Genomic DNA, 27,000 nt, shown 5'->3' on the forward strand with positions numbered 1-27,000 from the left:
TCAGAAGGCCTGTCCGATGCTGAAGAAAAAGTTGAAGTGATTGCCCTGGCCTACATAGGGCGGCCCACCATTGTAGTCATCAATGACGGGATAGATGGGGGGATTCAGGTTATAGCTGAAATCGAAACGCACCGGCCCGACCGGCGTCCGGTATCGCGCGCCGATTCCCACAGCGTGGGAAAAGTAATTGAAACTGCAAGTCCCGATCGTTCCTGAGACATCACGGCAGGTGTCGCGATTCGGCTGGTGAAAACGCAGAAAGCTCGGAAACATATCTTCAGGATTCTGAAACACGTTCCCCATGTCATGAAAAAGCACGAAACTTACGCTATCTCCGACGTAAGGAAGTGTGGGAGGCGGCATACGCAGCTCTAACGTATTGACGAAGGCCGCTGAGCCGCCTACCGGATATCCGGTCTGCAAGTCGCGGGGTCCGGCACCGTTGATTCCAAATCCTCGGTGCGAGGTCGCGCCTCCGGCGTAGAGTCTCTCCGGAAGGGGCACCGCGTTACAGGTAGGATTGGTCGTTAGCAGAATCCCTGCGCATACCGGACTGTCGGCATTCGGATTCACTCCAGATGTATGCTCGTAGCCAATACGCGTGTTTCGCGCCAGGGTATAACGATGATGAAACAACGGATAGTAAGTGGAGTTGGTGCCATCCAGCCTCCAGAAATCTGTTTGCGAGCCGAACTTGGAAGAGGCAACAAAGGCCTGCAGCGAGGCGTATATTCCCTTGGAAGCATTCAGCGGCGAGGGCTGCCGGGTGTCGTGGAACCAGGTGAAGTTTGGTCCACCTACCCGCACCGGCTGCGAAAGCAGGGGAATCAGATCGGCTGAGATTCGCAGGCTGTTGGGATCCACCTTTACGCGTCGATAGAGAAACTCGTAGATCAACGTATCGGTCCGATGCACCTTCTCCGTGACCCGCATACTGCCCTGAAGCGTCGAGGAAGCAAATGTGGTGATGTTCTGAATATTGGTGTAGCCACCCGACGCCGTAGTCGAGAAATTCCGCTTTCCGAACGAGTTCGGGTTCTGGAAGGTCAGAACCGCAATCTGCTCCAGCAGGCCGTAGGTCGTCCGAAGGCTCAGCGAGTCTTGGGTGCCGCGGAGGTTGATACGTGAGACATCCAGAGAGACGCGAGGGCTGACACTGCCCCGTCCCTCCGGAGAGTATGCGCTCGGGTTGCTGGAATTGCTCTGAATCGTTCCGCCTGGATTTCCTGTCTGCGCCTCGAAGCCGAAGCCATAGGTCACAGCCCATCGCTTCGCCTCGGTCGTTTGCACCAGCACGTTCTTGCGAGGCGTATCTCCGGTCGGATTCTGGACTGCTGTCACTACCGAATTGAAGAGTGCGAGGCCGTAGAGGTTCCTCTGGGTTTCGAGCAGCGCTGTCTGGTCAAGCGGGTCCCCTGGATGAACCCGAATCTGACTCTCTACAACCTTCGGACGTGTAAGTTCAAGGCCCGAGAGTAAAACCCGATTGACGAAGACCTGCGGCCCTTCGGCCACCGTGAGTGAGACATCGGTGCGGGTTGGGTCGTCTCGCTTGTGCAGTTGAAGATCGACCTTCGCCTGGTCGAAACCGTGGCCGAGATAGTAGGCAATGACAGCATCGCGGTCACCGGAGAGGGTCACCAGCGAAAATGGCTGCCCCTCCTGAGTATTCATCAGCGACTTCACATCCTCCAGACGGCTGGGACCGACACCCACCACATCCACCGTGCCGAACTTCTTCTGCGGTCCTTCCTCGATGTTGTAAACCACGGCGATCTGGCCGTTCTTCTGTTTTGGAGTTCCCTTCTTCTCATCGGTGTCGCTGACGTCGGTCGTAATCTTCGCCTGGTCAAAGCCATTGGCCCGATAGAGAGCCTGCATGGACGCGACATCGCCTGCGACCAGGCCGGGACTATAGCGGCCGCTTCGCTGATACGCATCCGCTTTCTTGACCTGCATCCTCTCGCGGAGAATGTCTTCCGAGAAATAGTGGTTTCCCTTCAGTTCAACCGATACCACTTTGTGTTTGATTCCGCGGTCCACGGTATAGATCACGCGGGCGTTCGCGGTGTCCCGGCCGATCACCTTTACATCCACCGTAGCGTCGAAGTAGCCCTGTTGCTGCACGAAGTCGCGAATATTGTGCATGCCCTCGTTCAGCAAATCGTTGTCAATCGTTCCCTCTTCGAAGATCGGAACGAGCAAGTGTAAGCGACTCTTCGATACCTTTGCGCCTTCGATCAGAACCTTCACCTCAGGGCCCTGGTTTACGTGGAAGTCGTAGTCCACCTGGCGTCGTGGCGGGTTGTAGGTCTGCTTCTGCACACTGACCGTCGCCTCCAGCCGGTTGCGTTTCTGATATTGCGACCGCAGCTTCGAAAGCGCATTGCTCGTAGTGTCGCGAGTGACCTTACTCCCTCGCTTCAACTTTCCCTTTTTGCGAAACTCGTCGAGCGTCATGCCCAGGTCAGCGCTCTCCACGGTAACGTCTCCAATACGCGCCTGAGGACCCACGCCGACGTCGTATTCGACATTGATCTGACTGTTGGGACGATCCAGTGTTGTTCCGGCGTATACCTTTGGCTCGTAGTAGCCTTGAGAGCGCAGAACGTCGCGGATCCCTTCCGTTCCTGTCGCCACCGACGTATCGGTGTACGCCGTGCCCGGATTCAGCTTCGTCGCGTACTCCAGTAACGAAGCGAGCCGGTCGTTCTTGACACCGGTGATCGTTACGCGTCCCACGAAGTATCGCGGCGTCCCCTCAAAGATCAGAGTCATGCCGCCGCCCTCCCGGACGCCACGGACTGCGACATCGCGATATCGCCCGCTCTCGAAGAGCCGACGGGTGCTCTCGCGCACCTTCTGGGGGTCGAGTGGCTCACCCGCCTTCTGCGCCAACTCCTTCGGCAAGGTGTCAGATGCCTCGAAAGTGACCCCCACAAACTCAATCCGGTTCACACGAAGCCCTTTCCACTCCCAGACCGAAGTCGACAGACCTGGGCCGGTCGAGATCACGGGCGCGTCATTCCGCCCGCGAGCCGGCCCCGGAACCTGCGATGCCTGAGGAACTGTGGGAGGACGGGTTGGTTGCACAGTAGTTGCTGGAAGCTGATTTGCAGGCGGAGTAGAGTCTGCGGGTGTCCTCGGGGTCCCGCCGATCGGCTCGGTCTGTGCATGGCAGGGTCGTGCCAGCGCTGTCCATAAAAGCAGGACAGCGATCGCGGTATGTCTTATGGTCCTACCGCTCCCGCTCGACGTTCGACCTCTTCGCGACTGACCCAAAAAACACCTTTCCTCGTCCAACACCAAAGTCCCGGTTATCTCTCTTCCGGGCCACTTACCGGACCCTACGCTGGAGTTTTATTGCCTCCAGTTGGATGCGGCTCCATCCCTCCGCAGTCAGCAGTTCCCCGTGCGACAGTGCATTCCCTATACTACGAAAGAGCAGAGTCCTTCGGGACACGGAAAGCATGGTCCATGCAGCACACCTCGCCCGAGTTCGTTCCCACCCCAGCTTCCGGCGAAGCCTCCTCTCCCATCGACAACCCTATCGATAATCAGGAGCGGTACTCTCGCCAGATCCTCTTTCCGGGCATAGGCGCAGCAGGACAGGCCCGGCTGGCCGAAGCACACGTCTGCATCGTTGGCTGCGGAGCTACCGGTGCCGCGTCGGCCGCATTGCTGGCACGCGCCGGAGTCGGTACGCTCACCCTCATCGATCGCGATTTCGTCGAGCCCTCCAACCTGCAGCGCCAGATACTCTTCGACGAAGCAGATGCATTGCAGGCGCTTCCCAAAGCCGAAGCCGCACGCCGCAAAATCGCACAGTTCAACTCGGGCATTGAGGTTCGCGCCTACGTCACCGACCTGGTTCCCGGCAACATCGCCGGCCTCACAGGCACCAGCCACCTCATCCTCGACGCGACGGACAACTTCGAGACCCGCTATCTCATCAACGACTTTGCCGTGCAACAGGCCAGGCCATGGATCTATGCGGCCGCCATTGGGGCGTATGCCGCCACCATGAATATTCTTCCCCTGCCTGCATCGGCTTCTGACGCCCGATGGGAGCCTACCTCCTGTCTCGCCTGCCTCTTTTCGAAACCGCCCTCCGGTCCTGTCGAGACCTGCGACACCTCCGGCATTCTCTCCACCGCGGTGAATCTGGCTGCTTCTATCCAGGTGACCGAAGCGCTTAAATTCCTTACCGGCCAGTCGGCACTCATGCGTCGGACACTGCTCTCGTTCGACCTCTGGACCTCGGAGCGTTCCGAGATCGCCACTGCGAAGCCGCGCAAGGGATGCGCCGTGTGCGATCACCGTGAGTTCAGCCATCTCAGCGGCGAAAGCCGTCCTCATATCACTCTTTGCGGGCGAAACTCCGTTCAGATTCACGAGCATCATCGCCCAGTCGACTTCGCTGCGATGCGGGACCGTCTCGCTCCCCACGGAAGGGTTCGCTTTAACGATCTTCTGCTTCGATTTGAGCGTGAGCCACACACCCTTACACTTTTCGCCGATGGTCGAGCGATCATCCAGGGCACGACCGATGTAACGGTGGCACGCTCTCTCTACGCACGCTTCATCGGCTCCTAACGTGCCCATTCGCAACATGGTGCAACCTTTTTCACTGCCGCCAACTCCAACAGCACTACAGATAAAGTCTCTCTTTCTGTCACCAAATGCTTGAAAACAGGCGGAATTGGAACGTTTGAAGAAATCAACACAACCCGGAGCTGAGCCATGGAAGTCCAAGGTCTACAGATGACCGAAACAAAGACCGCCCCCGGACTTTTTAAAAGAAATCCGCCGATCGCAGGAGAAGCCGAAGCTATCGAGCGCGCCAAAGCAGGCGACGCCGAGGCGTTTTCCAAGCTTTATGCCCTCCACAAACGACGCGTCTATACGCTTTGCCTTCGCATGCTCGGCAACGTCTCCGAAGCCGAAGACATGACGCAGGAGGCGTTCCTGCATCTCTTCCGCAAAATCGGCAGCTTCCGCGGAGAGAGTGCCTTCTCCACCTGGCTTCACCGCCTCACGGTGAATCTTGTCCTGATGCACCTTCGCAAGAAGGGCCTTCAACTCGTCTCGCTCGAGGAGACCATCAACCCTTCGGAAGAAGACTCGCCGAAGCGCGACTTCGGTAGCCGCGACACGCAACTGGCAGGCTCGGTCGACCGCGTTGCCCTGGAGCGTGCCGTCGCCTCCCTGCCCCCCGGTTATAGGATGGTCTTTGTGCTTCATGATGTGGAAGGTTTCGAACATAACGAGATCGCGATGATGCTGGAGTGCTCCACGGGCAACAGCAAATCTCAGCTTCACAAAGCTCGTCTGAAGCTTCGGGAGCTTCTCCGTCAGTCGGAATCAACCCCCCAGGCCGATCTTAAGGAAGCGGCGCTATGACCTTGCATAACTCCAGTCCGAAACCCCTGTCTTGCGCCGAATTTCAGGAGCAGCTCCCCGATCTTTTTGCTGCTGGCGGTAACGGCTACATCAATGATCCCGACCTTCTGGAGCACCTGAGGACCTGCGCAAACTGTTCCGCCCTTGTACGGGATCTGCAATACATCGCTGACCAGGCCAAGCAGTTACTGCAGCCCACCCACGAACCCAGCGACAATGTCTGGAAGAAGATCCAGGAGGGTCTGGCCTCTGATTCCAGCTATGCTGTCGAGCGCAACGAAAAATAGACAATCAAATTTCGTTGCCCGGGTCCTGTAACCGGTGTATTGTTAAGGGGTATGGTGAACGCTCTTCAGTTCGGCCGATTTAGCTACTGGTATCAGTCGGCGGCCGGCGGAGCCTTCGTATGCACCTCTGAGAAAAGCTGAACTTCAGAGTCTTCGATCTTCCCGAGCCGCGACCGTAAAGGTCGCGGCTTTCGTTTGTAGACCAATACACATAACGGAGAAAGTACGATGCAAGCCAATCAGCAGGAAGCCCTCAGCCAGACCGAGCCCGATCCGCAGCAGATGCGACCCTTCCCTCTGCGCCGACTTGTCCTCACCGGGTTCATGGGAGCCGGAAAATCCACCGTAGGGCGCCTGCTCGCCTCTCACCTCGGCTGGCAGTTTCTCGATCTCGACAGTCACTTGGAGAACCGAACCGGCGCTACCATCGCCGAACTCTTTTCCCTTCATGGAGAGGCTCACTTCCGACGCCTGGAGTCGACCGCCCTGGCCTCGGCCCTCGGCCGTTCTCACGTTGTGCTGGCACTCGGTGGAGGAACTCCGGAAGATCTTACCAATCGGCTCCTCATCGAGCAGACACCCTCCACCTTCACGATCTTTCTCGATGCGCCGTTTTCGACCCTCTTCGATCGCTGCATGTTGCAGGAGATCTCTCGCCCCGTTCTTGCGGACCCCGAGACTGCCGCGCTTCGATTCGAACGTCGCCGCCCACTCTATGCGCGACTTTCCCGGCTGGTCGTAGAAACAACGGGACTTAGCCCGGAGGAGACTGCCAAGGCAATCCTCGACGAGCTGAACCAGATTCCGTACTCCCGGCCATAGCTTCGAAAAGGCAAACTATCAGCATCAAAATCAACAGCATGGCTCCACAGGAGAAGAAGCTGGCTCACTCGACCGATCCTATTCCCGAGGAAAAACGAGCTCGCCGCATAGTTCGGGGGCACATCCTCTTTGCCTTCGGGCTGCTCCTGACGCTTGGCCTTGCCTGGCTGCTCGCCAAAGAGATCCTTCTCATCTATGTGAGCGCACTGTTTGCAGCCGTCCTGATGCCGGTCGTCAACCGCATCATGAAGATCAACCTACTCGGCCGAAGAGCGTCAAAACCTGCCGCTATTTTTCTGATCGTCGCCGGCATGGCCCTCGTCGTCGGTGTCTTTCTGACGGTTGGCCTTCCTCCGGTCCTTCATGACCTCAACCAGTTCTCTGCTGACCTTCCTGCCCGCATTCCGAAGATGATGTCGCGCGTGGACCAGCTCCCGATCACCCACCGTCTGGGAGTCGATGACATCGCCAGACGTGCGGAAGGCGCGCTGACAGCGACGGCCAGTTATCTCATGACGTCGCTTCCCAACTGGCTCTCCCATCTGTTCGATATTCTCTCGGCTCTGTTTCTCTGCATCTACTTCATGCTCGAAGGAGACACCGCCTATCGCTTTGCCCTGTCCCTGGTCCCCGCAACGCATCGCGAGAGGCTAAGCGCGACCCTGGAGCGGGCCGACGACAAGATCAGCAACTGGCTCATCGGCCAGGGATTCCTGATGCTGCTCCTGGGAATCTCTTCCACTATCGTCTTCGCGATCCTGCACGTCCGCTACTTCCTCCTGCTCGGATTCCTGATGGGATTGTTCAATATCATCCCCATCGCGGGCGGGGTAGTCACGATTACCCTCTCCGCAATCGTGGCCGCCTTCGATTCCTGGACCAAGTGTCTGGGCGTGCTGATCTTTTATGTTCTCTATATCAATGTCGAGAATGCCTACCTCATCCCACGAATCATGGGGAGCAGCGTCGAACTCTCGGGACTTACGATCCTGATCGCCCTGCTCTGCGGAACTTCCCTGGCAGGGGTCGTGGGTGCCCTGGTCGCGGTGCCCACCGCAGCCCTTATAGCTGTTCTGCTCGAGGAGTATGCTGTTCACGACAAGGCAACCTAGTTCCTATACAAATCAGGCAGGTTTCTGTGACAAAACGGTATACTGATCACCTTCATCCGACCGACAGAAAAAAAATGTCGTTATACAACACGGGCTTGCTATCTTGATTTCAGTGTCTGAGCCGAAGTTTGCACAATCCGATCGCCGTAATCTTCTGGCTCCTGTCCTCATTGCCTTCCTGGTTCTCGGAATCGCTATCGCTCTGGTACTGCGCTATACCCCCCACAGTACCGCCAAACTCACCATCCTCAAGACATCGGTCTACCCTGCCCATACCGTATTCAAATCGGACTCCATCCTGGTCAATCGCGATCGCTCCCAGGACGACCTTTATGTCGTAACCCGGCTGCGCATGGAAGACCGATTGAACCTGCCTCTCTTCATCAAGGACTTTACCGCCACACTGATTACGGCCGACGGAGAGAAGATCGAGACCAGCGCGGTTCAGAAACAGGATCTTGAGAACCTCTACACCACCTTCCCAGCGCTACGGCCGCTCGCTTCGGAGCCTCTGCTGCGCGACACCCTCATCGACTCCGGAAAGGGCGTCGAAGGAATGGTGCTGTTGCACTTCCCGGTCACCGAAGAGGTCTGGAAACACCGTCGCTCGGCAACCCTTCATATCGCCTTGTATCATCAGGGAGATGTCTCCATCGTGATTCCGGTCGCCGATGAGGTGTCCACCAATGAAGATAGCGCCTTGGGCGAAGAATGACGCGTCGCCGCTGGATCGCCGACACCTGGACCGCTACAACCGCCACACTCTCTGGAGAACAGGCCGAGCATCTCGCGCGCGTGCTACGCGCTGCGCCGGGACAGGTCTACGACATCGTCGCCGGGGGCTTTCTGCATCGTGGCGAGATCCTCAGCGTTCAGCCTTCCGAGGTAGTCTTCGCGTTGCATGAGGAGCTTGAATCGGACGCAGCCCTCCCGTTGCATCTGCTGCTGGCAGTTTTCAAGTTCGATCACATGGAGTGGGCTATCGAGAAAGCGACCGAGCTTGGCGTCGCGCAGATCACCCCGGTTCTTGCTCGCAGAACCGAGAAACATCTGGCACAGGCATCCTCCAAACGGGCGGAACGCTGGCGGCGTATTGTGCTTGAAGCGTCCAAGCAGTCCCGCCGCACGACAATCCCGGAGATCTCCGAACCGGCAGCTCTCAAATCAGCTCTCGACGACGCGGACGAACCCATGCGCATTCTGCTGTCCGAGACAGAGCAAAGCACGAGTATCGCCTCCGCACTGGCCGGTGCGCCTGGTGGTCAATCCGGGTACGCCCTGGCCATCGGTCCCGAAGGCGGCTGGACCCCCGAGGAGATGAATCTTTTTACGCAGCATGGATGGCTGTCCGTAACTCTCGGGCCGCGCATCCTGCGCGCCGAGACTGCAGCCATCGCGGCGATCGCGATTCTCTCCTCGCATCTCGCCTGACCCCCTTGCGGAGTCGTCTTAGTTCGGCCTCTCGCGCTCCGTTCGCCCGAACCGGGCATCGATCGGTTTACGCCCTGCAAACCCCTCTTCGATAGAGTGCCAGTATCCGATCTCCTTCTCGCCCAGCTTCCAGCACAGCAGGATCGTCTCCCCATCCATGACACAGGGAAAATCGAGCAGACCCTTGTCGAGATCCTTCACCTGCACACCGATTGCGTCGATCTCCGCAATCGTATCCTTCGTCTCCTGCAAGGTCTTATCCCGCTCCGCGCGGCGCCGCGCTGTCAGCGCCACATCCACGTGGACACCCCCGTGCAAGAAAATACGCTGGCGCTGCTGGTCGAGCTCCCCCTCGAGTTCAGCGGCCCGCGTACCGGACTTCTGGGCCCGTCGCAGAAGTGCCTCCACCACCGGAAGCAGTGTCTGCGCCTCTCCGAGAGTAAACGTCCTGCTCAAGCCCTGACCTCCAGCATACGATCAAGCGCAACCTTGGCCCAGTGCTTCACGTCTTCATCGACCTTGATGCGGTTCACAACGTTGCCGGCGATAAGATTCTCGAGCGACCACGCCAGGTGTTGCGGAGAGATGCGATACATCGTCGTGCACAGGCATCCCGCGTCATCGAGAGTAATCACTTCCTTACCCAGCGGGGCGAAGCGCTTTGCCATGCGATTGACCAGGTGAATCTCGGTTCCGACCGCGAAGCTCGAGCCCTCGGGAGCCTTCTCGATCACCTCGATGATCCGTTCGGTCGAGCCAAGAGCGTCGGCTTTCTGGCAGACCTCCCAGCGGCACTCGGGATGCACGATCACCTGCATCTCCGGACGCTCCCGGCGAATGCGGTCCACGTGCTCGGGAAGAAACCGCTGATGCACCGAGCAGTGTCCCTTCCACAGAATGACCTTCGCCGCGCGCAGACGATCCGGCGCAAGGCCTCCATTAATCTGGTACGGATCCCATACCACCATCTCGCTCAGCGGAATTCCCATGGCAAATGCTGTGTTGCGTCCAAGGTGCTGATCCGGAAGAAAGAGAATCTTCGAGCCGCGAGCAAACGCCCACTCGAAGGCTCCGCGCGCATTCGAGGAGGTACAGACCAGCCCGCCGCGCTCGCCGCAAAACGCCTTGATGGCTGCAGCCGAGTTCATATACGTAAGCGGAACCAGATCGTCAGTTATGCCGGCGCGATCGAGCGAATCCCAGCAGTTCTCTACCTGGCCAATCTCCGCCATATCCGCCATCGAGCAGCCTGCGTTCAGATCCGGCAGGATCACCTGTTGCCAGGGCTTGGCCAGCACATCGGCCGTCTCGGCCATAAAGTGCACGCCGCAGAAGATCATGTACTTCGAATCCGTCTGCGAGGCGATCTTCGAAAGTTTGTAACTGTCGCCGGTGTAATCGGCAAACCGGATTACCTCATCGCGCTGGTAGTGATGCCCCAGCAGGACAACATCGGTCCCCAGGATGGTGCGTGCCGCGGCAATGCGCTCATCCATCGTATGGTCGGGCAGCGAAAGGTAGTTATCGAGAGAACACGAATCCTGAACAGCACCTGTCGCGGACGTTACCGCGACCTCTTCCATCAGTACGCTCAAAGTACTCCGCCTTCAGTCTCACCGAAGCGTCGGGCACCGATGGACGGCGCCGTCCCTTGCCTCTGAGACGGGGATGTTGAAAGCATGCACTGCCAACGGCTGCAGTGGGCTCGCTGTACCGGCTTGGAATCAAGCCATTACCCAACCCACGGGGATGTTGCAACCAGACTTCTTACAACCTGCTTTACCGCACCTGCGACGGCTTTCGCCGCCCACTTTATTGGACGATCTCCGGAAGGGAATGACGCATCTTTTTGTTCCCATCCGAATTCACTTCCAACGAAGCCGCCTTACATCATCGATCTTACAACAGGATAAAGGAGATTCGCCTCCCATTGTCGCTGTTCGAACAAGGCCGTATCATTAGAGCAATTATGCCGAGCTTCGGCGACAGCGCCTTCATCTTTATCCTTGCCCTGATCCTCTTCGGCCCGAAGAAGCTTCCTGAACTTGCGCGTCAGCTCGGAAAGCTGATGGGCGAGTTCCGCCGCGCCTCCAACGAGTTCCGCATGCAGATGGAGGACGAGCTTCGCCTGTCTGAGCAGGCTGAGCAGCAGAAGAAGATCGCTGCCATGGAAGCTGCCGCTCCGCCAACACCCGCCATCTCCGATGGGACCGAAAATACGATTGCGCCGCCTGCGGCATCCGAAGATGGTTCCGCAGACAACTCTGCGGCCACGCAAACGACTCCCCTGCCGATTGCAACTTCAGGCGATCTGAATCTAATGCCTCCATCAACCGGGCTTCCTGTCGAAAGTTCTTCGATCTCAAACGCGTTTGACTCAGTCCCTCACGTCGAAGATCCCGAACTGGCAAGTTCACGAACAGACCCCTCCGAGGGGCATACTCCGGACGCTCCGGACCACGTAGCAAGTGAGGCACTGCATGGCTGATCTGGTCGACCGCGCCCGCGCGGCGGTTACGGACCGCGCCGAGCTTCCAGGCATGAGCCTGATGGAGCACCTGGACGAGCTGCGCAAGCGGCTGATCCATTCGGTGGTTTATCTGCTGATCGGCTTCGCCATCGCGTACGCATTTCACGAACGCCTCTACGGCCTGGTGTCGAGACCCATCGACATGCTGAACCTGCCGTTGAACTTTACCCATCCCACCGACGGCCTGAACCTCTATCTGAAGACCTCACTGGTTGGCGGCGCAATCCTCGCCTCCCCCTTCATCCTCTACCAGATCTGGCTCTTTATCGCTCCGGGCATGTACTCCACCGAGAAGCGCTACGTCTTTCCCTTTATGGGCGCGACCGTTACGCTTTTCCTTGCCGGTGTCTGGTTCGGGTATCAGTGGGTTCTCCCAGGCGCTCTGAAGGTGCTGATCGGCGACTTCGGAAAGCGCTTTCATCCGATCATCACCATCGAGGACTACACCAGCTTCTTTATGGCTGTGATCCTCGGCCTCGGCATCACCTTTGAGCTTCCGATCCTGATCTTTTTCCTGTCGATCCTCGGCATCGTGGACGCGAAGTTCCTGATCCGCCACATCCGCTACGCCATCCTGATCATCTTCGTGATCGCGGCCATCATCTGCCCGCTCCCCGACCCGGTCAGCATGTGCCTGTTCGCTATGCCGATGCTCGTTTTGTACATGGTCGGAGTAGGGGTAGCGTGGATCTTCAACCCGGCGCGCCGAAAAGAGGCGAAGTCCGCATGAGCATGAAAGAGGACGCTCTGCGTTCGACTTTTCGGTCGGTCTTCTTTACCCTCTCCGCCTTGCTTCTGGTAAGCGTGCCTGCCGCTCAGGCGCAAACCACAGCGGCCAGACCGGCAGCCAAGATAAGCGGACAGGCCGCCTATGAGCTGACCAGACAGTACATCGCGGCAGCTCCACACCGCTGGATTGGCTCGCCGGACCATGCTAAAGCCGAGGAGTTCATCCGGTCCCACTTCACCGAAGAAGCGGCCAAAGGTAACTTCGAGACCGACAACTTCAGCGCTTCGACCCCCGCAGGTCAGCTGGCGATGAAGAACTTCATCGTGCGCTATCCGGGCAAGAAGGATGGCGTCATCGTCGTGGCGACCCACTACGAGACCAACTATCCGCTGCGCGATATCAACTTCGTCGGAGCCAACGACGGCGGAGCGACAACCGCGCTGCTGATCGAGTTGGGGCGTTATCTACGGGCGCACCCTCCCGAGGGATACAGCGTCTGGCTGGTCTTCGACGACGGCGAGGAGGCGATCCAATCGTGGAGCGATCGCGACTCGCTCTATGGAACCCGACACCTGGCGGCAAAGTGGTCCCAGGACGGCACCATTAAGAAGATCAAAGCCTTCCTCGTCGCCGACATGATCGGAGATAAAGACCTGAACGTCGATCGCGACTCCAACTCCACTCCGTGGCTGCTTGACCTGCTGGCCACCGCCGCGAAGAATACCGGACACAGCTCCTACGTCTTCATGAACGAGACGACCGTCATGGACGACCATCTCCCCTTCCGCCAGCGCGGCGTTCCCGTGCTGGATGTCGTCGATCTCGACTACGGGCCCCCAACCTCGGAGCATCCCGAGGGCGGATACCATCACACCGCGCTCGATACCCTCGATAAGGTGAGTGCACACTCGCTGCAGATCTCCGGAGACCTTCTGGTGGAGATGATCAGGCTGATCGACCAGCATCGCTAATACTGATCGATCGGAAAAAGCTTCTTTAGGGTCCAGTTGTATGGGAATGGAAATCGGCATTTCGATTCCCTCTGATTTCTCGACCATACAAAATCGTCGCTCGATACAGCCTCTCTCGCTCTCTCATTCCCAAATCGGGTCGACCTGTGTCCTACTTTCGATCAGCGAATTCTCAAGCTGGATCGATAGACGCCGATAACTCCTTCGTGGGATAGAGCATTGGTATGCGGGTGCCTAGTCTGTGCATACCCAAAGGAGACAAGTTGATGCGAAGCATGAGACTGGCCGGCTGGCGGGACCGGCAACAAGAGATCCTTCCCGGCGTCTGGGAGAAAAAGCTGAACTATTTCGATATACATCCTCTCGCTGAGGTCTTTCGCGGGATCGTGTATACATCCGTGCTTTGGGGCTTGCTGGCGTTTGGCGTCTACACAATCTACGGGATCGTTGCAGGAACTCATTAAGACGCGCTTGCCATAAATGCGGTAAGGAGCGTTAGCATCCTAGAGAGATGCCTGACGCGACTCCGGTTAGTACCTGGATATGGTTTCATATCTTCGTTTTTACCCTGATGGCCGGGGACTATCTGTATGTCCGCTGGATGCGTTCAAGGCGCCCGGCAAAGGATACCCTCCACTCCACTTCGGTCGTTGCCACCATTATGTGGGTGTGTGCGGCCCTGGGGTTGGCTGTTTTTATTCTTCGAGCGATGGGAAGCGAGGCCGCAACCCAATACCTCGCCGGGTATGCCATCGAAGAAGCGCTCTCTGTCGATAACCTGTTTGTCTTCCTCCTCCTCTTCAAGCTTTTTCGAATTGAGCCACAGAATCAGCCCAGGGTTCTCTTCTGGGGCGTTGCCGGAGCCATTGTGATGCGCGGGCTCTTTATCAGCGCGGGCATTGAACTGCTGACACGCTTCGAGTGGGTCAGCTACCTGTTCGCCCTGGTACTGCTGATCGCCTCGATCCGGCTGTTGCTCCCGCAGGATGCGGACGATGAGAAAAAAAACCCGCGATGGCTGGTATGGATCTCGCGATTGAGGCCGGTAAGCCTGAGACAGGATGTCTTCGTAACCAAAGAAGACGGCACCCGCATGGTAACCGTGCTCCTGCTGGCTCTGATTGCCATCGAGGTCACCGACCTGATCTTCGCAATCGACTCGATCCCGGCAGTGCTCTCCATCACACGGCATCCCTTCCTGGCCTATACATCGAACATCATGGCCGTGATGGGGTTACGGTCTCTGTATTTCCTGCTGGCACATCTTTTGACGAAGCTTCGCTATCTCCATTACGGTCTGGCGGCGATACTTATCTTTGCCGCCGCAAAGATGCTGACTGCGCACTTTTTCAGGATCGGGCCTCTGGTTTCCCTGAGCGTCGTTATCGCGATGCTGGCGATTACGGTGGGTGTATCTTTGCTCGCCGGAGCCCGCAAAGCCGAGAAGGTATAGATAGCAACAAGATAAATTCGGACCATACTTGTCGTATTTAACTTTTTCCGCTAAAACTGAGGAATCATGACACGTTCCTCCGGACATGCCTTTTTGCAGGCGAATCGCCTGATCCATCTCTATCTTGGTGTCTTTACCGCTCCTGCCCTGCTGTTCTTTGCCTTTACGGGAGCGCTCCAAACCTTCAGTCTTCACGAAACGACACGCGGCAGCTCCTACAAACCACCAGCCTGGGCAGTAACGCTGGGCCAGCTTCATAAAAAGCAGACGCCGGTCGTGCCGGTGCGGAGGCCTCCACCCGCCGGAGTTGCCCCGGAGGGCCGCGGCCGGGACCGCGAGCAGGGTCCGGGGGCTCGAAACGACGCCAGCCCTCGAGGCGATGCCAACGCTGGACGGGGGGCAAGCGCGGCAGCCGTGTCGGAGGCTCCACCCGCAACGCCAGGAAGGAAGCATCACCCCCTCCCCCTCAAGATCTTTTTCCTGATCGTCTCGGTCTCGCTGTTTCTCTCGACGTTGACGGGTATCTACATGTCGTACAAGTACATGCGAAATCGCACCATCGTGACGGCCCTGCTGATCCTTGGAACGGTGATCCCCGTGATCCTGTCCTTTGTCTAGATAAGATTCGTCCGGGCTCTGCCTGAAAAAACACAGCGCGATATATTTGATCGCGCCATTTGCTCTCTGTCGTTTGACTAAGAACCGCAGTTCTCTTTGCCTGCACGACAAGCTCTTTATTGCACACGGCTCTTCCGCAGAGATTCGTGAAAACTGAGATCGTCTTGTTGAAGCACGGAGTGACGGGAGACAGACTCATGCTGGGGAAAGTCGTGACGGTAGTGGGCGCCTCGGCTCTCCCGGCGCGCGAGCGCTGAATTCACAATCATCGCGGCGACGGCGTGAAGATTCCGCGCCTCTATGGCCGGTCGCGAGAGTCCCCGCGGCATGGTCGCTGCCAGGGCTTCGAGAATCCGCTGCATCATCTCGAGCCCCTGTGCGTCGCGGAGCAGCCCCGCGTACTTCCACATGTTGCTGCGGAGATCCTGGACCCAGCGTTCGATCTGCTCGTCAGGCGTGCGGCCTTCTGCAAAGGAAGCAGAAGCTTCAGGCTTCGTGGAATGGAATGGGAGCGTAGAGCAACCACGGCAGTCGATCATCGCCTCCGCCGCAAGGGCGCCGAAGACGAGTCCTTCCAGCAGAGAGTTCGACGCGAGGCGGTTGGCTCCGTGGACACCGGTGCAGGCGGCCTCACCCGCTGCATAAAGACCGCGGAGCGTCGTGCGGCCATTCACATCGGTGAGAATGCCTCCCATCAGGTAGTGCGCGGCCGGTCGGACTGGGATCAGGTCGCGGTTCAGATCGAGGTGATACCGGGCGAGAAACCCCGAGATCCCCGGAAAGCGGGCATGAAGGTCTTGAGTGACGTGCCGCAGGTCGAGGTAAACGGGACCATCCATCCCTTCGCGCGTAATGGCGCGTGCGACGACATCGCGGGGGGCGAGTTCAAGCAGCCGATGGTAGCGCTGCATGAAGCGCTCGCCTTTGGCATTGATCAGATAGGCTCCTTCCCCGCGGAGAGCCTCGCTCATAAGAAACCGGGGTGCATTGGGCGCGCTGAAGGCCGTCGGATGGAACTGGTAGAACTCCATATCGCTCACAGCCGCGCCGGCACGCCACGCCATCGCAATGCCATCTCCCGTGGCGACAGCAGGATTTGTCGTGTCGCTATAGACCTGGCCGGCTCCTCCGCTGGCGATGAGCGTGGCACGCGCATGGATGGTGAGAATTCCGCCTTCCCCATCGAGAAGCGTAGCTCCCGTGACGCAGTACTGTCCTTCATCGGAAGAAACCAGAAGATCGATCCCCGTGGTCCATTCGAGCAGGCGGACGTTGGGCAGAGCGCGGACGTGACGAAGCAGCGAGACCGCGATCTCCTTGCCCGTCGCGTCGCCATTGGCATGAAGGATGCGCGAGCGGCTGTGCGCGCCCTCGCGAGTGCGCATCAATTCACCGTCTTCACGATCGAAGGCGGTTCCCCACTCCAGCAGCTCCTCGACTCGCTTCGGACCCTGTTCGACAAGAATGCGGGCAGCTTCGGCCTCCACCAGCCCATCGCCTGCGGCGAGCGTATCTTCCAGGTGAAGCGCGACATCTTCCTCACCGCCCATCGCTACCGCGATGCCTCCCTGGGCGTAAGCGGTGTTGGATTCGGCAAGCTCCTCCTTGGTGACCACGAGCACGGAACCGGTGCGGGCAAGGCGAATGGCCGTGCTCAGACCGGCGATTCCGGCTCCGATAACAAGGAAATCAACCTGATCTGCGGTTGGGTCTACGGGGGTGGAATCAGCGGACGGCACTGCGGTCGGCACAACGTCTCCTCGCCTTTGATGCTACTCGATCAAGCGGGTCTGAATGAAATCCTTACGATAGGATGAAGGTATTGTGCCTTCGATTCAACTCAAGACGCCAAGCGCAAGCTACGAGATCGTGATTGCTTCCGGACTGGTGAAGACGCTTCCGGCGCGATTGAAGAAACTGAAAGCCGGCAAGCCATTTCGCACCTTCCTTGTGACCTCACCCGAGATATGGGGTCTCTGGGGCAAGCAGGTGATCGCGGCCTTTGGAAAAGAATCGCCGACGGTTCTCTTTCTCCCGGCAGGCGAGACGCACAAGCGCCTGCGCACGCTGGAGTCGCTACTGGAACAGATGGCGGCCGCAGGGGCCGATCGCGATGCCCTGCTGGTGGCATTCGGCGGAGGCGTTGTCGGCGACGTGACCGGTTTCCTCGCCGCAATCTATATGCGCGGAGTGGCTTACGTGCAGGTTCCGACTACGCTGCTGGCGCAGGTAGACTCCTCGATCGGCGGCAAGACCGGCGTAAATCTTGCAGCCGGAAAGAATCTCGTGGGCAGCTTTCATCATCCGCTCGCGGTACTGGCCGACACGGACCTCCTCAACACTCTCCCGGCTGCTGAGCTTCGCGCAGGCCTCCAGGAGTCGATCAAGGCAGGCATCATTCGCGACCCGAAGCTGTTTGGGTATCTCGAGAACAACGCCGATGCCGTGCTCGGCAGAGACGCGAAGGCGTTGACGCATGTTGTAGCTGCGAGCGTTCGCGTGAAGGCCGATGTCGTCGCAAACGACGAACGCGAGTCCGGCCTGCGCATGATTCTCAACTACGGTCACACGCTTGGTCACGCAATCGAAGCCGCAACCGGCTACAAGCAGCTTCTCCATGGCGAGGCTGTAGGCTGGGGGAGCATCGCGGCCACGCGCCTGGGCCTGATGCGAGGAATGATCGGCAAGGACGAGGCCGACCGCATCATACGGTTGATCCTGCGCTATGGTCCTCTGCGGAGCTTCAAGGCGACGGCGGCCAGGCTGGTAGACCTCACATCCAGCGACAAGAAAAAACGCAGCGGAACGCTCAGTTTTGTTCTGCCGGCGAAGATCGGCGAGGCGGTGATTGTTCGTGATGTCACCCGCGAAGAGATGCTGGCAGTGGCGGAGTGGACGCTCGAGCTGGTACGCGAGCAGGGCGCAGCCGCAAAGCAGAAGCAGAAGCGGAAATGATCATGGCGCAGGATCGGATTCAACCCGAGCATGAGCTTTCGATGGGAGCGCGACCGGCAGGCGCGACGACGGAGCAGGCTGCGGCGGCCAACGTGCAGCAGATGTTCGATTCGATTGCGCCGAAGTACGATCTGCTGAATCATCTCCTGTCGATGGGTCTGGACCGATGGTGGTGGGCACGCACAGCGCGGAGTTTTCGTGCTGTTCTCGAACAACCCCAGGCTGCGGTGCTCGATCTTTGCTGCGGCACGGGCGACATGACGCTGGCGTTGATGAAGTATCGTCCCGTAGGAGTGGGCGAGGCTCCCGTGCTGGCTGTGGATTTTTCCCACGAGATGCTGGAGCGCGGAAAGGAAAAGTTCGCGGGCTACAATATCGTTGCCGTCGAGGCCGACGCGCTTCACCTGCCGCTCTCCGACAACTCGCTGGCCCTCGTCACCTCCGCCTTCGGCTTCCGCAATCTTGCCAACTACGAAGAAGGACTGGCGGAGCTATATCGCGTACTGGGCCGCGGCGGCCAGATCGGCATTCTTGATTGCAATCAACCGGATGGCGTCGTGGGCACGCTCTACAACCTTTATTTCAAGCGTGTACTGCCCTGGGTGGGTGGAAGAATCTCGGGAGATGCCGGCGCCTACCGCTATCTGCCTGCATCGGTTGAGCGATTCCCTCGCCCGAAACGAATGCTGGAGTTGATCCGGGCTGCGGGCTTTCGCGACGCGAGCTGGACGGGATTTACCTTCGGCACAGCCGGGCTCTATCGCGCGACCAAGCCGTAGTGGGAAGTCCAGCGCGGACACGGTACGATTGAGTGTCGATGAGCTCTGTCATCACCTCCGAGAAGTCACGCATGGCGGCGCTAAAGGAAAAGCGTTCGGCGGCACTATTCTCCGTGTTGGCAGCATTCGGCATCACGGCGCTGAAGTTCCTCACCGGCATTCTCACCGGATCGTTGGGAATGCTGTCGGAGGCGGCACACTCGACCGTGGACCTGATCGCGGCCGGCATCACATTGTTCTCGGTGCAGGTGTCGGACAGGCCCGCCGACGATAGCCACAACTATGGACATGGCAAGGTAGAGAGCCTCTCCGCATTCGTGGAATCCGTGCTGATGCTGGGATCCTGTGTCTGGATCGTGACCGAGGCCATCCGCAGAATCACCTCGCGCGAGCATCTGTCGCTCACGCCTTCACCGTGGCCCTTCGTCGTCCTCATCCTCTCCATCGTGGTGGACTTCACACGCTCCAGAAAGCTGCACAAAATCGCCATTGAGTCCTCGAGCCAGGCCCTCGAAGCAGACGCGATTCACTTCGGCACCGACATCTGGTCTTCACTGGCCGTGGTGATAGGACTGGCGGCCTCCTTTGTGGGCAACCGGTGGAAGATACCCTGGCTCGAGCTGGCAGATCCTTTCGCTGCCCTGGTGGTTTCAGGGATCATCCTGCACGTTACCTGGGGGCTGGCGCGTCGAACCATCGATGCACTTCTGGATGCAACGCCCAAGGAGACCCGCGAGGCGACGCGGGGGCTCGAACGAGAACTGAAAGGCATCGCGGGAGTACTCGCTGTGAACCGCTTTCGAACGCGCAGGTCGGGCGCGGATTACTTTGCCGACCTGACACTGGGACTCGCGCAGAACCTTACCTTCCAACGAACCGAACAGATCACGCGTGAGGCAACGGCTGCCGTGGAGCGGCATCTGCCCGGAGCCGACGTCGTCATTCATACCCTGCCCATGGCGACGGGCTCGGAGAGCGTCCACGAGCGCGTTCGAGCAGTCGCGGCGCGAATGAACCTCTCGACTCACGATGTGTCCGTGTACCGCTTTGGGCAGAAGTTGCAGGTAGAGCAGCATCTCGAGGTGAACGAGACCATGCACCTGCAGCAGGCTCATGAGCTGGCAACGCGGCTTGAGGCCGAGATCAAGCAGGAGATTCCCGAGGTGACGTCGATCCTGACCCACATCGAAAGTGAACCGGCGACCATCGAGCAACCGGAATCGCAGGAGAGGGATCGGCAACTGGAGGTGCGGTTGCGACGCGTAGCCGCCGGGTTCCCGGAGATCCAGGACATTCATGACGTGATGGTCATCCGTATCGGTGCACATCTGCAGGTGAACTGTCACTGCACCATGCCCGACGATCTGCCGATGGCAAAGGTCCACGCCGGCATTACCGCCCTCGAGGGAGCCTTTAAACTGGACGCACCCGAGGTGGACCGCCTTCTCATCCACCCCGAGCCCGCGACGGATAACCGACGATGACAACAGTACGCGTTCGATTTACAGGCTGGGCCCCTGTCCGGCGTTTCTTCAATATTGTTCTGGGCGCGATGGCCATGATCGCCGTCGCGATGATCTCTGCCTTTCTGGCAATGCGCCTGGCGATCCACGGACGCGAGGTCAAGGTTCCGCAACTGACGCACATGACGATCTCCGAAGCCAGCCGAAGAGCCAGCTCCATGGGTCTAAGGCTGCAGCTGGAAAACCGCTTCTACTCCCCCAACATTCCCGCCGGTCAGGTGCTGGCCCAGTATCCGGTAGCCGGGGCAACCGTGCGGCGGCAATGGCCCGTGAGGGTCACCGAGAGCCTGGGTTCGCAACAGGTCTCCATTCCGAACCTGCAAGGCGAAGGCGAGCGCGCAGCTTCCATCAACCTCAGACGCCTGGGCCTGGAGTTAGGGACAGTTGGGCACGTCGCGATGCCAGGGCCAGTCGGCGTGGTGGTGGCGCAGACCCCAGCTCCTGGCGCCGAAGGAGTCGACAGACCAAGCGTAAGCATCCTTCTGAACGACGGTCCCCAGGACGTCTCTTCCGGATACGTCATGCCCTCGCTCGTGGGCCTGACGATCTTGGGAGCCTATGTCCGGGCAGGCGCCGCCGGTCTGAGAATCGTCAGCGCCGAAGACGTAACCCCTGCCGCTGCTGGACAACCTGCTGCTGCCGGACAACCCGCCGAGCCGGCCAGACCGGCCCCTATCGCCACCACAAGCCCCGTTGCGGCTCTCACGCCTGGAGTCGTCGTCGCACAAAGTCCGCTCGCCGGCCATCGAGTTACGCGAGGCGATGCGGTGCAGCTTTCCCTCACCCACTAGTCGAAGACCAGCACGGCCTCTTACACGCTGCGCTCGAGCAGGGCGGCGAAGAACCCGTCTCCAGGATGAACACCAGGCAGCGTGCGCAGATAAGCGCCCCGGACAGCATCTGCCAGCGGTTCGCGGAACCGGCCCGAGACCGTGAGGCCATCCAACAAGGGGTCGAGAGGAAGAACCCTGATGGTCGCAGCGAACTCGGCCTCTGCCGTCACAGCCTCGACGACCTGCTCACACTCCTCCGGCTCCAGCGAGCAGGTCGAATAAAGTAACCGGCCTCCAGGCCTCAGACGGGAGAGCGCAGCGCGAAGAATCTGACACTGACGGCTGGCCTGACGCGCAAGGTCGGAAGCCTCGAGGCGAAGACGAATCTCCGGATTGCGAGCGAGGGTTCCCGTCCCGCTGCAGGGAACATCCGCAAGGATGAGATCGAAATCTCCGACAGACGGCGGGGGCACAGTGGCGTCAACTACTTCGGTCTGGATGTTCGCCGCGTAAGAATACTGCGCAAGCCTCGTGCGCATCGCGCCAAGACGTCGCGCACTCACATCGCTCGCCAGAATCGTCGCGGACGGCAACCGGTGACTGAGAACCAGCGCCTTGCCCCCCGGCGCCGCACAGGCATCCCAGATGCGCTCAGCCTGCGGAACCGAAGCCGCGGCGAGTTCGGCCACAAGGCGCGAGCCATCGTCCATCCGCGGAAGATCCACATCCGGAGCCTCGTCGAAGAAGCTGGGCTCTCCCGGCTCTCTCTGTCCCGCCTCGCAGATCCTGATTGCGGCCTCCCGGCCATAACGCGCGACCCAGCGCTCGACAAGCCACTGCGGATGCCCCAGACGGCGTGCGATGGCGGCTGTGCTCTCGTGAAGCGGCTGACCCGGCGGCTTTGCAGAGGCGAGCTTGCGCAGAATCGCGTTGACCATGCCTGCAGCGTGAGCTTGACCGCTGGCACGGGTAAGCTCCACGCTCTCATTTAGTGCGGCATGCGGCGGAATGCGATCGAGGTGAACGAGCTGGAAGGCTCCCAGACGAAGCGCGATCGCGACCGGCTCGGCGAGTCGCTGATCGGGCCGCTGCAACAGCGGCTGAATCTTCGCATCGAGCGCAATCTGCCACCGCAGCGTACCGAGCACCAGCGCGGTCGCAAGATTGCGATCCTCCGGGGAGAGCTGCGCCGTGCGAGAGGAGTGAAGAAGGTCGTCGCTGTTGCCCTTGCCTTCGGCAACAAGCATCAGAATCTCGAAGGCCGCCGTGCGGGCAGGCGAGATGGGTTTCGGCTGGACGGAGGCTCTGGGCTGGCTAGGACGTCTGGACAAGGGAGGCACTTTCACACTTAAGAATAACCCTTCTGACTCGGAGACCTATGCGCCTTTCCGCCACACGCCCGGAGACACCCCGACGCGCTGGCGAAAAGCCCGCACAAAATTGACTGGCGAACGAAAGCCCGTCATAGCGGCTACCTCCTGAACGGTCCAGCTATGATTCAGAAGATCCTTCGCCCGCTCCATCCGTTGATCCAGCAGGTATTGGTACGGCGTCTGACCCGTTCGGCTGCGAAACTCCCGCGCGAAGTGAAACGGACTCAGATTCACCTCGTTCGCGATCTCTTCCAGACGCAGGTCGCGGTCGAGGTTCGCCGACACGAACTCCATGGCACGTCGAAGCTGCAGCATCGGAAGACCACCCTGAATGTGGCCGAGATCGATTGGATCAACCGCATGCCGGCGCAAAAGAAGGCTCACAAAACCGGCGGCAGTCAGATCGGCGTACAACCGGCCCAGCGGCCAGCCCTCCCGTGCCTCGCGTCCCATCTCGAACACCACCTGCTCGACCGCCCGATCCTGTAGAGACCACTGCGGCTCAAACTCCGGAGTAGAGACACCAGCCTCCTCCGCAACTCGGTTCAACGGCTCGGGATCGACCGACACGATCAGCCGCTCCGAGCCTCCCTGCCACCGCAGCCGATCGCGGGTTCCGGCAGGCAGCAGAATCATCGAGCCGGAGGCCGTCTTCTCAACTCCCCGCCGTCCGCCCGACCACCACTCCATCGGTTCTTCCCCGGCGATCTGAAGATGGAAGCAAAGCTCCCGGTGCTCGTGCTCAGGAATCTCGATCGCGGAGACGGTGTGCCGTTCCAGCAGAACCCCGCGCCAGGGCTGCTCCTTTCTGCTCTCGTGCCTGCCCTCGCGCTCAACAGACGGCAGCAGCGGAACCACCCGATTGCCCCGGACTACCGAGATCCTGTTCTGCCCATTGTCTGCCACCCTTTTAGGATGCACCCGCCAATCCAACGGAGCAAACCCGGATTTTGCCGCAGGAATTGCATATCGGGGGCGGCGACAAGCCGCATCTTCGTAATGGAGGCATCCCATGAGAAGGCTGACTGACCTGGTGAGCGAAAGTTTTATCTGGAGCGTAGGAATCACGCGGCCGCGGCCCGGGCAGGAGCGCGTCGCCGCACTCTATATCACCCTCACCCTCATCGCTTCCTTGCTCGCCGCTGCGGGAATCTTCCTGCTTCTCCTGCATAGCATTTAGTAAAGCCCAATCGCGCGGTCCCGCCAGCCCTCTACTCCCCGAGACGCTCGCCCGAATTCATCTGATAGCCTCGCAGCAGCTCGGCAGCGGACATGCGGCGCTTGCCTTCCAGTTGCACCTCATCCAGCTCCACCACCGTCGATTCGCCGCAGCCCACAAAGAGACGTCCCTCGTGAAGGTGGACGATCCCCGGTTCGATGCTCTGGGCGTGTCGTACCGGGTGAAGGCGGTGCGCGATTAGCTTTTTGCCGCGCAGCCGGGCAAAGGCTCCCGGCCAGGGTTGAAAACCGCGCCAGCGGTCGTAGATCTGCTTGGCAGTACGATTGAAATCGATCGCCCCGTCCTCACGAGTCAGAACGGGGGCATGGGTGGCCAGGGCATCGTCCTGCGCCGTCGGGTACAAATCTCCCGCCTCCAACCTGCAAAGAGTCTCCACCATCAGCGGAGCACCTACCTCGGCGAGATTTTCATACACGTCCGGCGCCGTCTCCTCTTCCCCGATAGGAACGACCTGCGCCAGCAGCATGGGGCCGGTATCGAGACCGGCGTCCAGCCGCATCGTCGTCACTCCGGTGACGGTCTCGCCACTCGCGACGGCCCACTGAATCGGCGCCGCGCCGCGGTACTTCGGCAGAAGCGAGCCATGAAGATTGATGTTGCCGAACCTCGGCAGGTCCAGCATCCACTGCGGAATGATGCGCCCATACGCGACCACGAGGATGGCATCGGGCGCAAGAACTTCGAGCTGCGCGCGCAGCTCTGCGTTGGTCTTGATCTTCTCCGGCTGCACCACTGGAATCGAATGCGCGAGCGCGGTCAGCTTTACCGGGGGGGCCTGCAGCTTCTGGTCGCGGCCCACCGGGCGATCAGGCTGCGTAATCACAAGCGCGACCTCGTGATTTGCATCGAGGACGGCCTCAAGCACCGGCACGGCGAATTGCGGGGTTCCGCAGAAGACGAGTCTCATTCGCTTTCTATGCTAACCGGTTCAGCGAAGGGCGATACCGGAAGCTACCATTCGCCGTTTTTGATCAGCTTCTTGATCTTGCGAACAGTGAGGTCTTTTTTTAGGCGGCTGAGGCGATCGATGAAGAGCACGCCATCGAGGTGGTCGATCTCATGCTGAAAGGCGCGTGAAAGGAGTTCTTCGCCTTCGATCTCGAACCACTCGCCGTCGGCGTTCTGCGCGCGAACCTTGACCTTTGCCGCGCGCTTGACCTTGTCACGGATATCGGGGAGAGAAAGGCAGCCCTCTTCCTCGTACTGTTGGCCTTGGCGCTCGACGATCTCAGGGTTGATCAGCACCAGCTTGTCTGCGGGGTCCTTCTTGAAGTTGACGTCGATCACGGTAAGCCGCTTCGAAACGCCGATCTGCGGAGCCGCAAGACCGATGCCGTGAGCGGCATACATGGATTCGAACATCTCCTCGACCAGGGTCTTCAGGTCATCGTCGAATTCGGTGATCGGCTCGCCGCGCTTCGCAAGCACGGGATCGGGATACTTCACGATCTCATGGATTTTCGTCTTCTTTGCCACGTCAATATGCTCTTATCTGTTCAAGATAGCCATTGTAGTTACGCTCGAGCTCGGGGAGAGAGTCGCCTCCGAACTTTTCGAGCACAAGGCGCGCCACGGCAAGCGCAACCATGGCCTCTGCCGCGACTCCAGCCGCGGGAACGACACAAACATCGGACCTCTCGTAAGCGGCCTTCACCGGCTCGCGCGTCTCAAAGCTGACACTGCCAAGCGGACGGCGCAGCGTCGAGATGGGCTTCAGGTAGCCGCGCACGACGACGTTCTCTCCGTTTGAGATCCCGCCTTCGATGCCTCCGGCGTTGTTGTGCTCGCGCGAGAACTTCGTGAAGTCGTCTTCGGAGCCCTCGTAGCCGATTGCGTCGTGGACCGTTGAGCCGAGGGATTCGGCTGCGGTGACGCCCCGACCGATTTCGACGGCTTTCACCGCCTGAAGGCTCATCACCGCCTGCGCCAGCAGACCATCCAGGCGCTCGTCCCAGTTGATGTGAGTTCCAATGCCGGGAGGCAGCCCATGGACGACGACCTCGAAGACACCGCCCACCGTGTCGCCGGTACGAAGCACCGCATCCACCTCGGCCTTCATGCGAGCCTCGTCCTCAGCGTCGACACAATTCAGAAGGATCTCTTCCTTCTGCGAGAGAGCTGCGATCTCCTCCCACTGCGCAGGGCGCGAAAGCTCGGCCTTCCCTACGCGGATGACGTGCGAGAGAACCTCGACGCCAAGCTCACGCAGCAGCAGCTTCGCGAGAGCCCCGGAGGCGACCCGCGCCGTGGACTCGCGGGCGCTCGCGCGCTCGAGCACGTAGCGCGCATCGGGGAAGTTGTACTTCAGCGCGCCGGCCAGATCCGCGTGTCCGGGGCGCGGAGAGGCGACCGCCTTGTGCTTGGACGGGTCTCCTTCTTCCACCGGGAGAATCTCGGTCCAGTTCTTCCAGTCGTTGTTTGCGATGGTCATCGCAATCGGCGAGCCGATGGTCTTTCCGTGACGAACCCCGGAGAGAATGTGCGCGGCATCGCGCTCGATGCGCATGCGTCCGCCCCGGCCATAGCCGCGCTGGCGCCGCCAGAGCTCGTGGCTGATGAACTCCTGATCGACCGGAACACCGGCCGGAAGACCGCTGACCAGGGCGACGAGACTCTCGCCGTGGCTCTCACCTGCTGTGGAAAATCGAAGCATGAAACCGCGTAACCCTTATCATTCTGGCGTGGAAGCCGAAAACATTATTGGTGGAAACCGAAAAATTTATTGTAGCAACCACAAAACCCTGTCAAGCCCCGATTCCCTCTAAGTGGAACAAAACAAACCAAATCTAAATGCCGATCAGTTCCTGTCGCCTTGGTAAAATAAAACCAGAGTGAAGAAGCCTCGGCGAAATCTCCGAGGCTTTCCCTTTAGCCCTTTGTTTTCAATATTTTGATAATTAAGTCATTTATTTACAATATTTTACCCTGTTGAAATCGCACATTTGGCAGATAAAAAATAACTTACCCTTACCGGGGGTGAGGGGGGTGCCCCGGTGTGCC

27 protein-coding genes are annotated in these 27,000 nt (G+C 59.5%); 18 read left to right on the top strand and 9 right to left on the bottom strand.

What is annotated here, in order from left to right:
* A complete protein-coding gene (locus tag BDD14_RS07160; RefSeq protein ID WP_242617797.1) occupies positions 1–3,093 on the bottom strand; it encodes a POTRA domain-containing protein in 3,093 nt (1,030 codons plus the stop codon).
* Positions 3,094–3,477: 384 nt separating this feature from the next.
* Here BDD14_RS07160 and BDD14_RS07165 point away from each other — a divergent pair, with 384 nt between their 5' ends.
* From BDD14_RS07165 to BDD14_RS07195, 7 genes are all read left to right on the top strand, one after another.
* A complete protein-coding gene (locus tag BDD14_RS07165; protein ID WP_130418199.1) occupies positions 3,478–4,596 on the top strand; it encodes a ThiF family adenylyltransferase in 1,119 nt (372 codons plus the stop codon).
* Between the two features lie 147 nt (positions 4,597–4,743).
* Positions 4,744–5,403 carry an RNA polymerase sigma factor gene (locus tag BDD14_RS07170; protein ID WP_130418200.1) on the top strand — a complete coding sequence of 220 codons (660 nt, stop codon included), beginning with the start codon at positions 4,744–4,746 and terminating at the stop codon, positions 5,401–5,403.
* Positions 5,400–5,690, top strand: coding sequence for a hypothetical protein (locus tag BDD14_RS07175; protein WP_130418201.1), 291 nt, complete (start codon positions 5,400–5,402; stop codon positions 5,688–5,690). The genes BDD14_RS07170 and BDD14_RS07175 overlap by 4 nt, the downstream gene beginning before the upstream one ends.
* Before the next feature lie 228 nt (positions 5,691–5,918).
* Positions 5,919–6,512, top strand: coding sequence for a shikimate kinase (locus tag BDD14_RS07180; protein ID WP_130418202.1), 594 nt, complete (start codon positions 5,919–5,921; stop codon positions 6,510–6,512).
* Between the two features lie 38 nt (positions 6,513–6,550).
* Positions 6,551–7,624 carry an AI-2E family transporter gene (locus BDD14_RS07185; RefSeq protein WP_130418203.1) on the top strand — a complete coding sequence of 358 codons (1,074 nt, stop codon included), beginning with the start codon at positions 6,551–6,553 and terminating at the stop codon, positions 7,622–7,624.
* 112 nt (positions 7,625–7,736) lie between these two features.
* On the top strand, positions 7,737–8,339 hold the full coding sequence (locus BDD14_RS07190) for a hypothetical protein (RefSeq protein ID WP_130418204.1): 603 nt from the start codon (positions 7,737–7,739) through the stop codon (positions 8,337–8,339).
* A complete protein-coding gene (locus BDD14_RS07195) occupies positions 8,336–9,055 on the top strand; it encodes an RsmE family RNA methyltransferase (protein WP_130418205.1) in 720 nt (239 codons plus the stop codon). Before BDD14_RS07190 ends, BDD14_RS07195 begins: the two co-directional genes overlap by 4 nt.
* A gap of 18 nt (positions 9,056–9,073) precedes the next feature.
* Here the strand turns inward: BDD14_RS07195 and BDD14_RS07200 are convergent, their stop codons facing one another.
* The gene (locus BDD14_RS07200) at positions 9,074–9,511 is read right to left on the bottom strand and encodes a DUF2203 domain-containing protein (RefSeq protein ID WP_130418206.1); all 438 of its coding nucleotides are present in this window, start codon (positions 9,509–9,511) and stop codon (positions 9,074–9,076) included.
* Positions 9,508–10,650: a quinolinate synthase NadA gene (nadA, locus tag BDD14_RS07205; RefSeq protein ID WP_242617798.1), complete on the bottom strand. Its 1,143-nt coding sequence runs from the start codon at positions 10,648–10,650 to the stop codon at positions 9,508–9,510. Before nadA ends, BDD14_RS07200 begins: the two co-directional genes overlap by 4 nt.
* Positions 10,651–11,024: 374 nt before the next feature.
* On the opposite strand from nadA, the gene BDD14_RS07210 reads away from it, so the two are divergent.
* From BDD14_RS07210 to BDD14_RS07235, 6 genes are all read left to right on the top strand, one after another.
* Positions 11,025–11,543 (top strand): Sec-independent protein translocase subunit TatA/TatB, encoded by a 519-nt coding sequence (locus tag BDD14_RS07210; RefSeq protein ID WP_130418207.1) that lies wholly within the window; start codon positions 11,025–11,027, stop codon positions 11,541–11,543.
* The gene (tatC, locus tag BDD14_RS07215) at positions 11,536–12,315 is read left to right on the top strand and encodes a twin-arginine translocase subunit TatC (RefSeq protein WP_130418208.1); all 780 of its coding nucleotides are present in this window, start codon (positions 11,536–11,538) and stop codon (positions 12,313–12,315) included. The genes BDD14_RS07210 and tatC overlap by 8 nt, the downstream gene beginning before the upstream one ends.
* Entirely contained in the window at positions 12,312–13,286 is a 975-nt protein-coding gene (locus tag BDD14_RS07220) for a M28 family peptidase (protein ID WP_130418209.1), read from the top strand. Before tatC ends, BDD14_RS07220 begins: the two co-directional genes overlap by 4 nt.
* 266 nt (positions 13,287–13,552) lie before the next feature.
* Complete coding sequence (locus tag BDD14_RS07225; RefSeq protein WP_130418210.1) at positions 13,553–13,750, top strand: hypothetical protein; 198 nt, start codon at positions 13,553–13,555, stop codon at positions 13,748–13,750.
* A gap of 47 nt (positions 13,751–13,797) precedes the next feature.
* Positions 13,798–14,739, top strand: coding sequence for a TerC/Alx family metal homeostasis membrane protein (locus tag BDD14_RS07230; RefSeq protein ID WP_130418211.1), 942 nt, complete (start codon positions 13,798–13,800; stop codon positions 14,737–14,739).
* Between the two features lie 66 nt (positions 14,740–14,805).
* A complete protein-coding gene (locus BDD14_RS07235; RefSeq protein ID WP_130418212.1) occupies positions 14,806–15,357 on the top strand; it encodes a PepSY domain-containing protein in 552 nt (183 codons plus the stop codon).
* Positions 15,358–15,473: 116 nt separating this feature from the next.
* On the opposite strand, the gene nadB is transcribed toward BDD14_RS07235, so the two are convergent.
* Positions 15,474–17,108: an L-aspartate oxidase gene (gene nadB, locus BDD14_RS07240; RefSeq protein WP_242617799.1), complete on the bottom strand. Its 1,635-nt coding sequence runs from the start codon at positions 17,106–17,108 to the stop codon at positions 15,474–15,476.
* Positions 17,109–17,181: 73 nt separating this feature from the next.
* On the opposite strand from nadB, the gene aroB reads away from it, so the two are divergent.
* The 4 genes from aroB to BDD14_RS07260 are packed head-to-tail and all read left to right on the top strand — an operon-like array spanning position 17,182 to position 21,405.
* Positions 17,182–18,312, top strand: a complete 1,131-nt coding sequence (aroB, locus tag BDD14_RS07245; RefSeq protein WP_130418213.1) for a 3-dehydroquinate synthase — start codon at positions 17,182–17,184, stop codon at positions 18,310–18,312.
* A gap of 2 nt (positions 18,313–18,314) precedes the next feature.
* Positions 18,315–19,091 carry a bifunctional demethylmenaquinone methyltransferase/2-methoxy-6-polyprenyl-1,4-benzoquinol methylase UbiE gene (gene ubiE, locus BDD14_RS07250; RefSeq protein ID WP_242617800.1) on the top strand — a complete coding sequence of 259 codons (777 nt, stop codon included), beginning with the start codon at positions 18,315–18,317 and terminating at the stop codon, positions 19,089–19,091.
* 38 nt (positions 19,092–19,129) lie between these two features.
* The gene (locus tag BDD14_RS07255) at positions 19,130–20,575 is read left to right on the top strand and encodes a cation diffusion facilitator family transporter (protein ID WP_130418215.1); all 1,446 of its coding nucleotides are present in this window, start codon (positions 19,130–19,132) and stop codon (positions 20,573–20,575) included.
* Positions 20,572–21,405 carry a PASTA domain-containing protein gene (locus BDD14_RS07260; RefSeq protein WP_130418216.1) on the top strand — a complete coding sequence of 278 codons (834 nt, stop codon included), beginning with the start codon at positions 20,572–20,574 and terminating at the stop codon, positions 21,403–21,405. The genes BDD14_RS07255 and BDD14_RS07260 overlap by 4 nt, the downstream gene beginning before the upstream one ends.
* 20 nt (positions 21,406–21,425) lie before the next feature.
* Here BDD14_RS07260 and BDD14_RS07265 read toward each other — a convergent pair whose 3' ends face one another.
* Entirely contained in the window at positions 21,426–22,727 is a 1,302-nt protein-coding gene (locus BDD14_RS07265) for a transcription antitermination factor NusB (RefSeq protein ID WP_423201787.1), read from the bottom strand.
* Positions 22,728–22,763: 36 nt separating this feature from the next.
* Entirely contained in the window at positions 22,764–23,681 is a 918-nt protein-coding gene (locus BDD14_RS07270) for an AraC family transcriptional regulator (RefSeq protein ID WP_165419961.1), read from the bottom strand.
* Positions 23,682–23,772: 91 nt separating this feature from the next.
* Here BDD14_RS07270 and BDD14_RS31645 point away from each other — a divergent pair, with 91 nt between their 5' ends.
* Positions 23,773–23,940, top strand: coding sequence for a hypothetical protein (locus BDD14_RS31645; protein WP_165419962.1), 168 nt, complete (start codon positions 23,773–23,775; stop codon positions 23,938–23,940).
* A 31-nt stretch (positions 23,941–23,971) separates the two neighbouring features.
* Here BDD14_RS31645 and fmt read toward each other — a convergent pair whose 3' ends face one another.
* From fmt to aroC, 3 genes are read right to left on the bottom strand one after another with little or no spacing between them, the layout of a single operon-like run.
* Positions 23,972–24,907, bottom strand: coding sequence for a methionyl-tRNA formyltransferase (gene fmt, locus BDD14_RS07275; protein WP_130418218.1), 936 nt, complete (start codon positions 24,905–24,907; stop codon positions 23,972–23,974).
* A 44-nt stretch (positions 24,908–24,951) separates the two neighbouring features.
* Positions 24,952–25,476, bottom strand: a complete 525-nt coding sequence (def, locus tag BDD14_RS07280; protein ID WP_130418219.1) for a peptide deformylase — start codon at positions 25,474–25,476, stop codon at positions 24,952–24,954.
* Between the two features lies 1 nt (position 25,477).
* The gene (aroC, locus tag BDD14_RS07285) at positions 25,478–26,653 is read right to left on the bottom strand and encodes a chorismate synthase (protein WP_130418220.1); all 1,176 of its coding nucleotides are present in this window, start codon (positions 26,651–26,653) and stop codon (positions 25,478–25,480) included.
* Positions 26,654–27,000 lie beyond the last annotated feature (347 nt).

It is taken from the genome of Edaphobacter modestus (assembly GCF_004217555.1).
GTDB lineage: Bacteria > Acidobacteriota > Terriglobia > Terriglobales > Acidobacteriaceae > Edaphobacter > Edaphobacter modestus.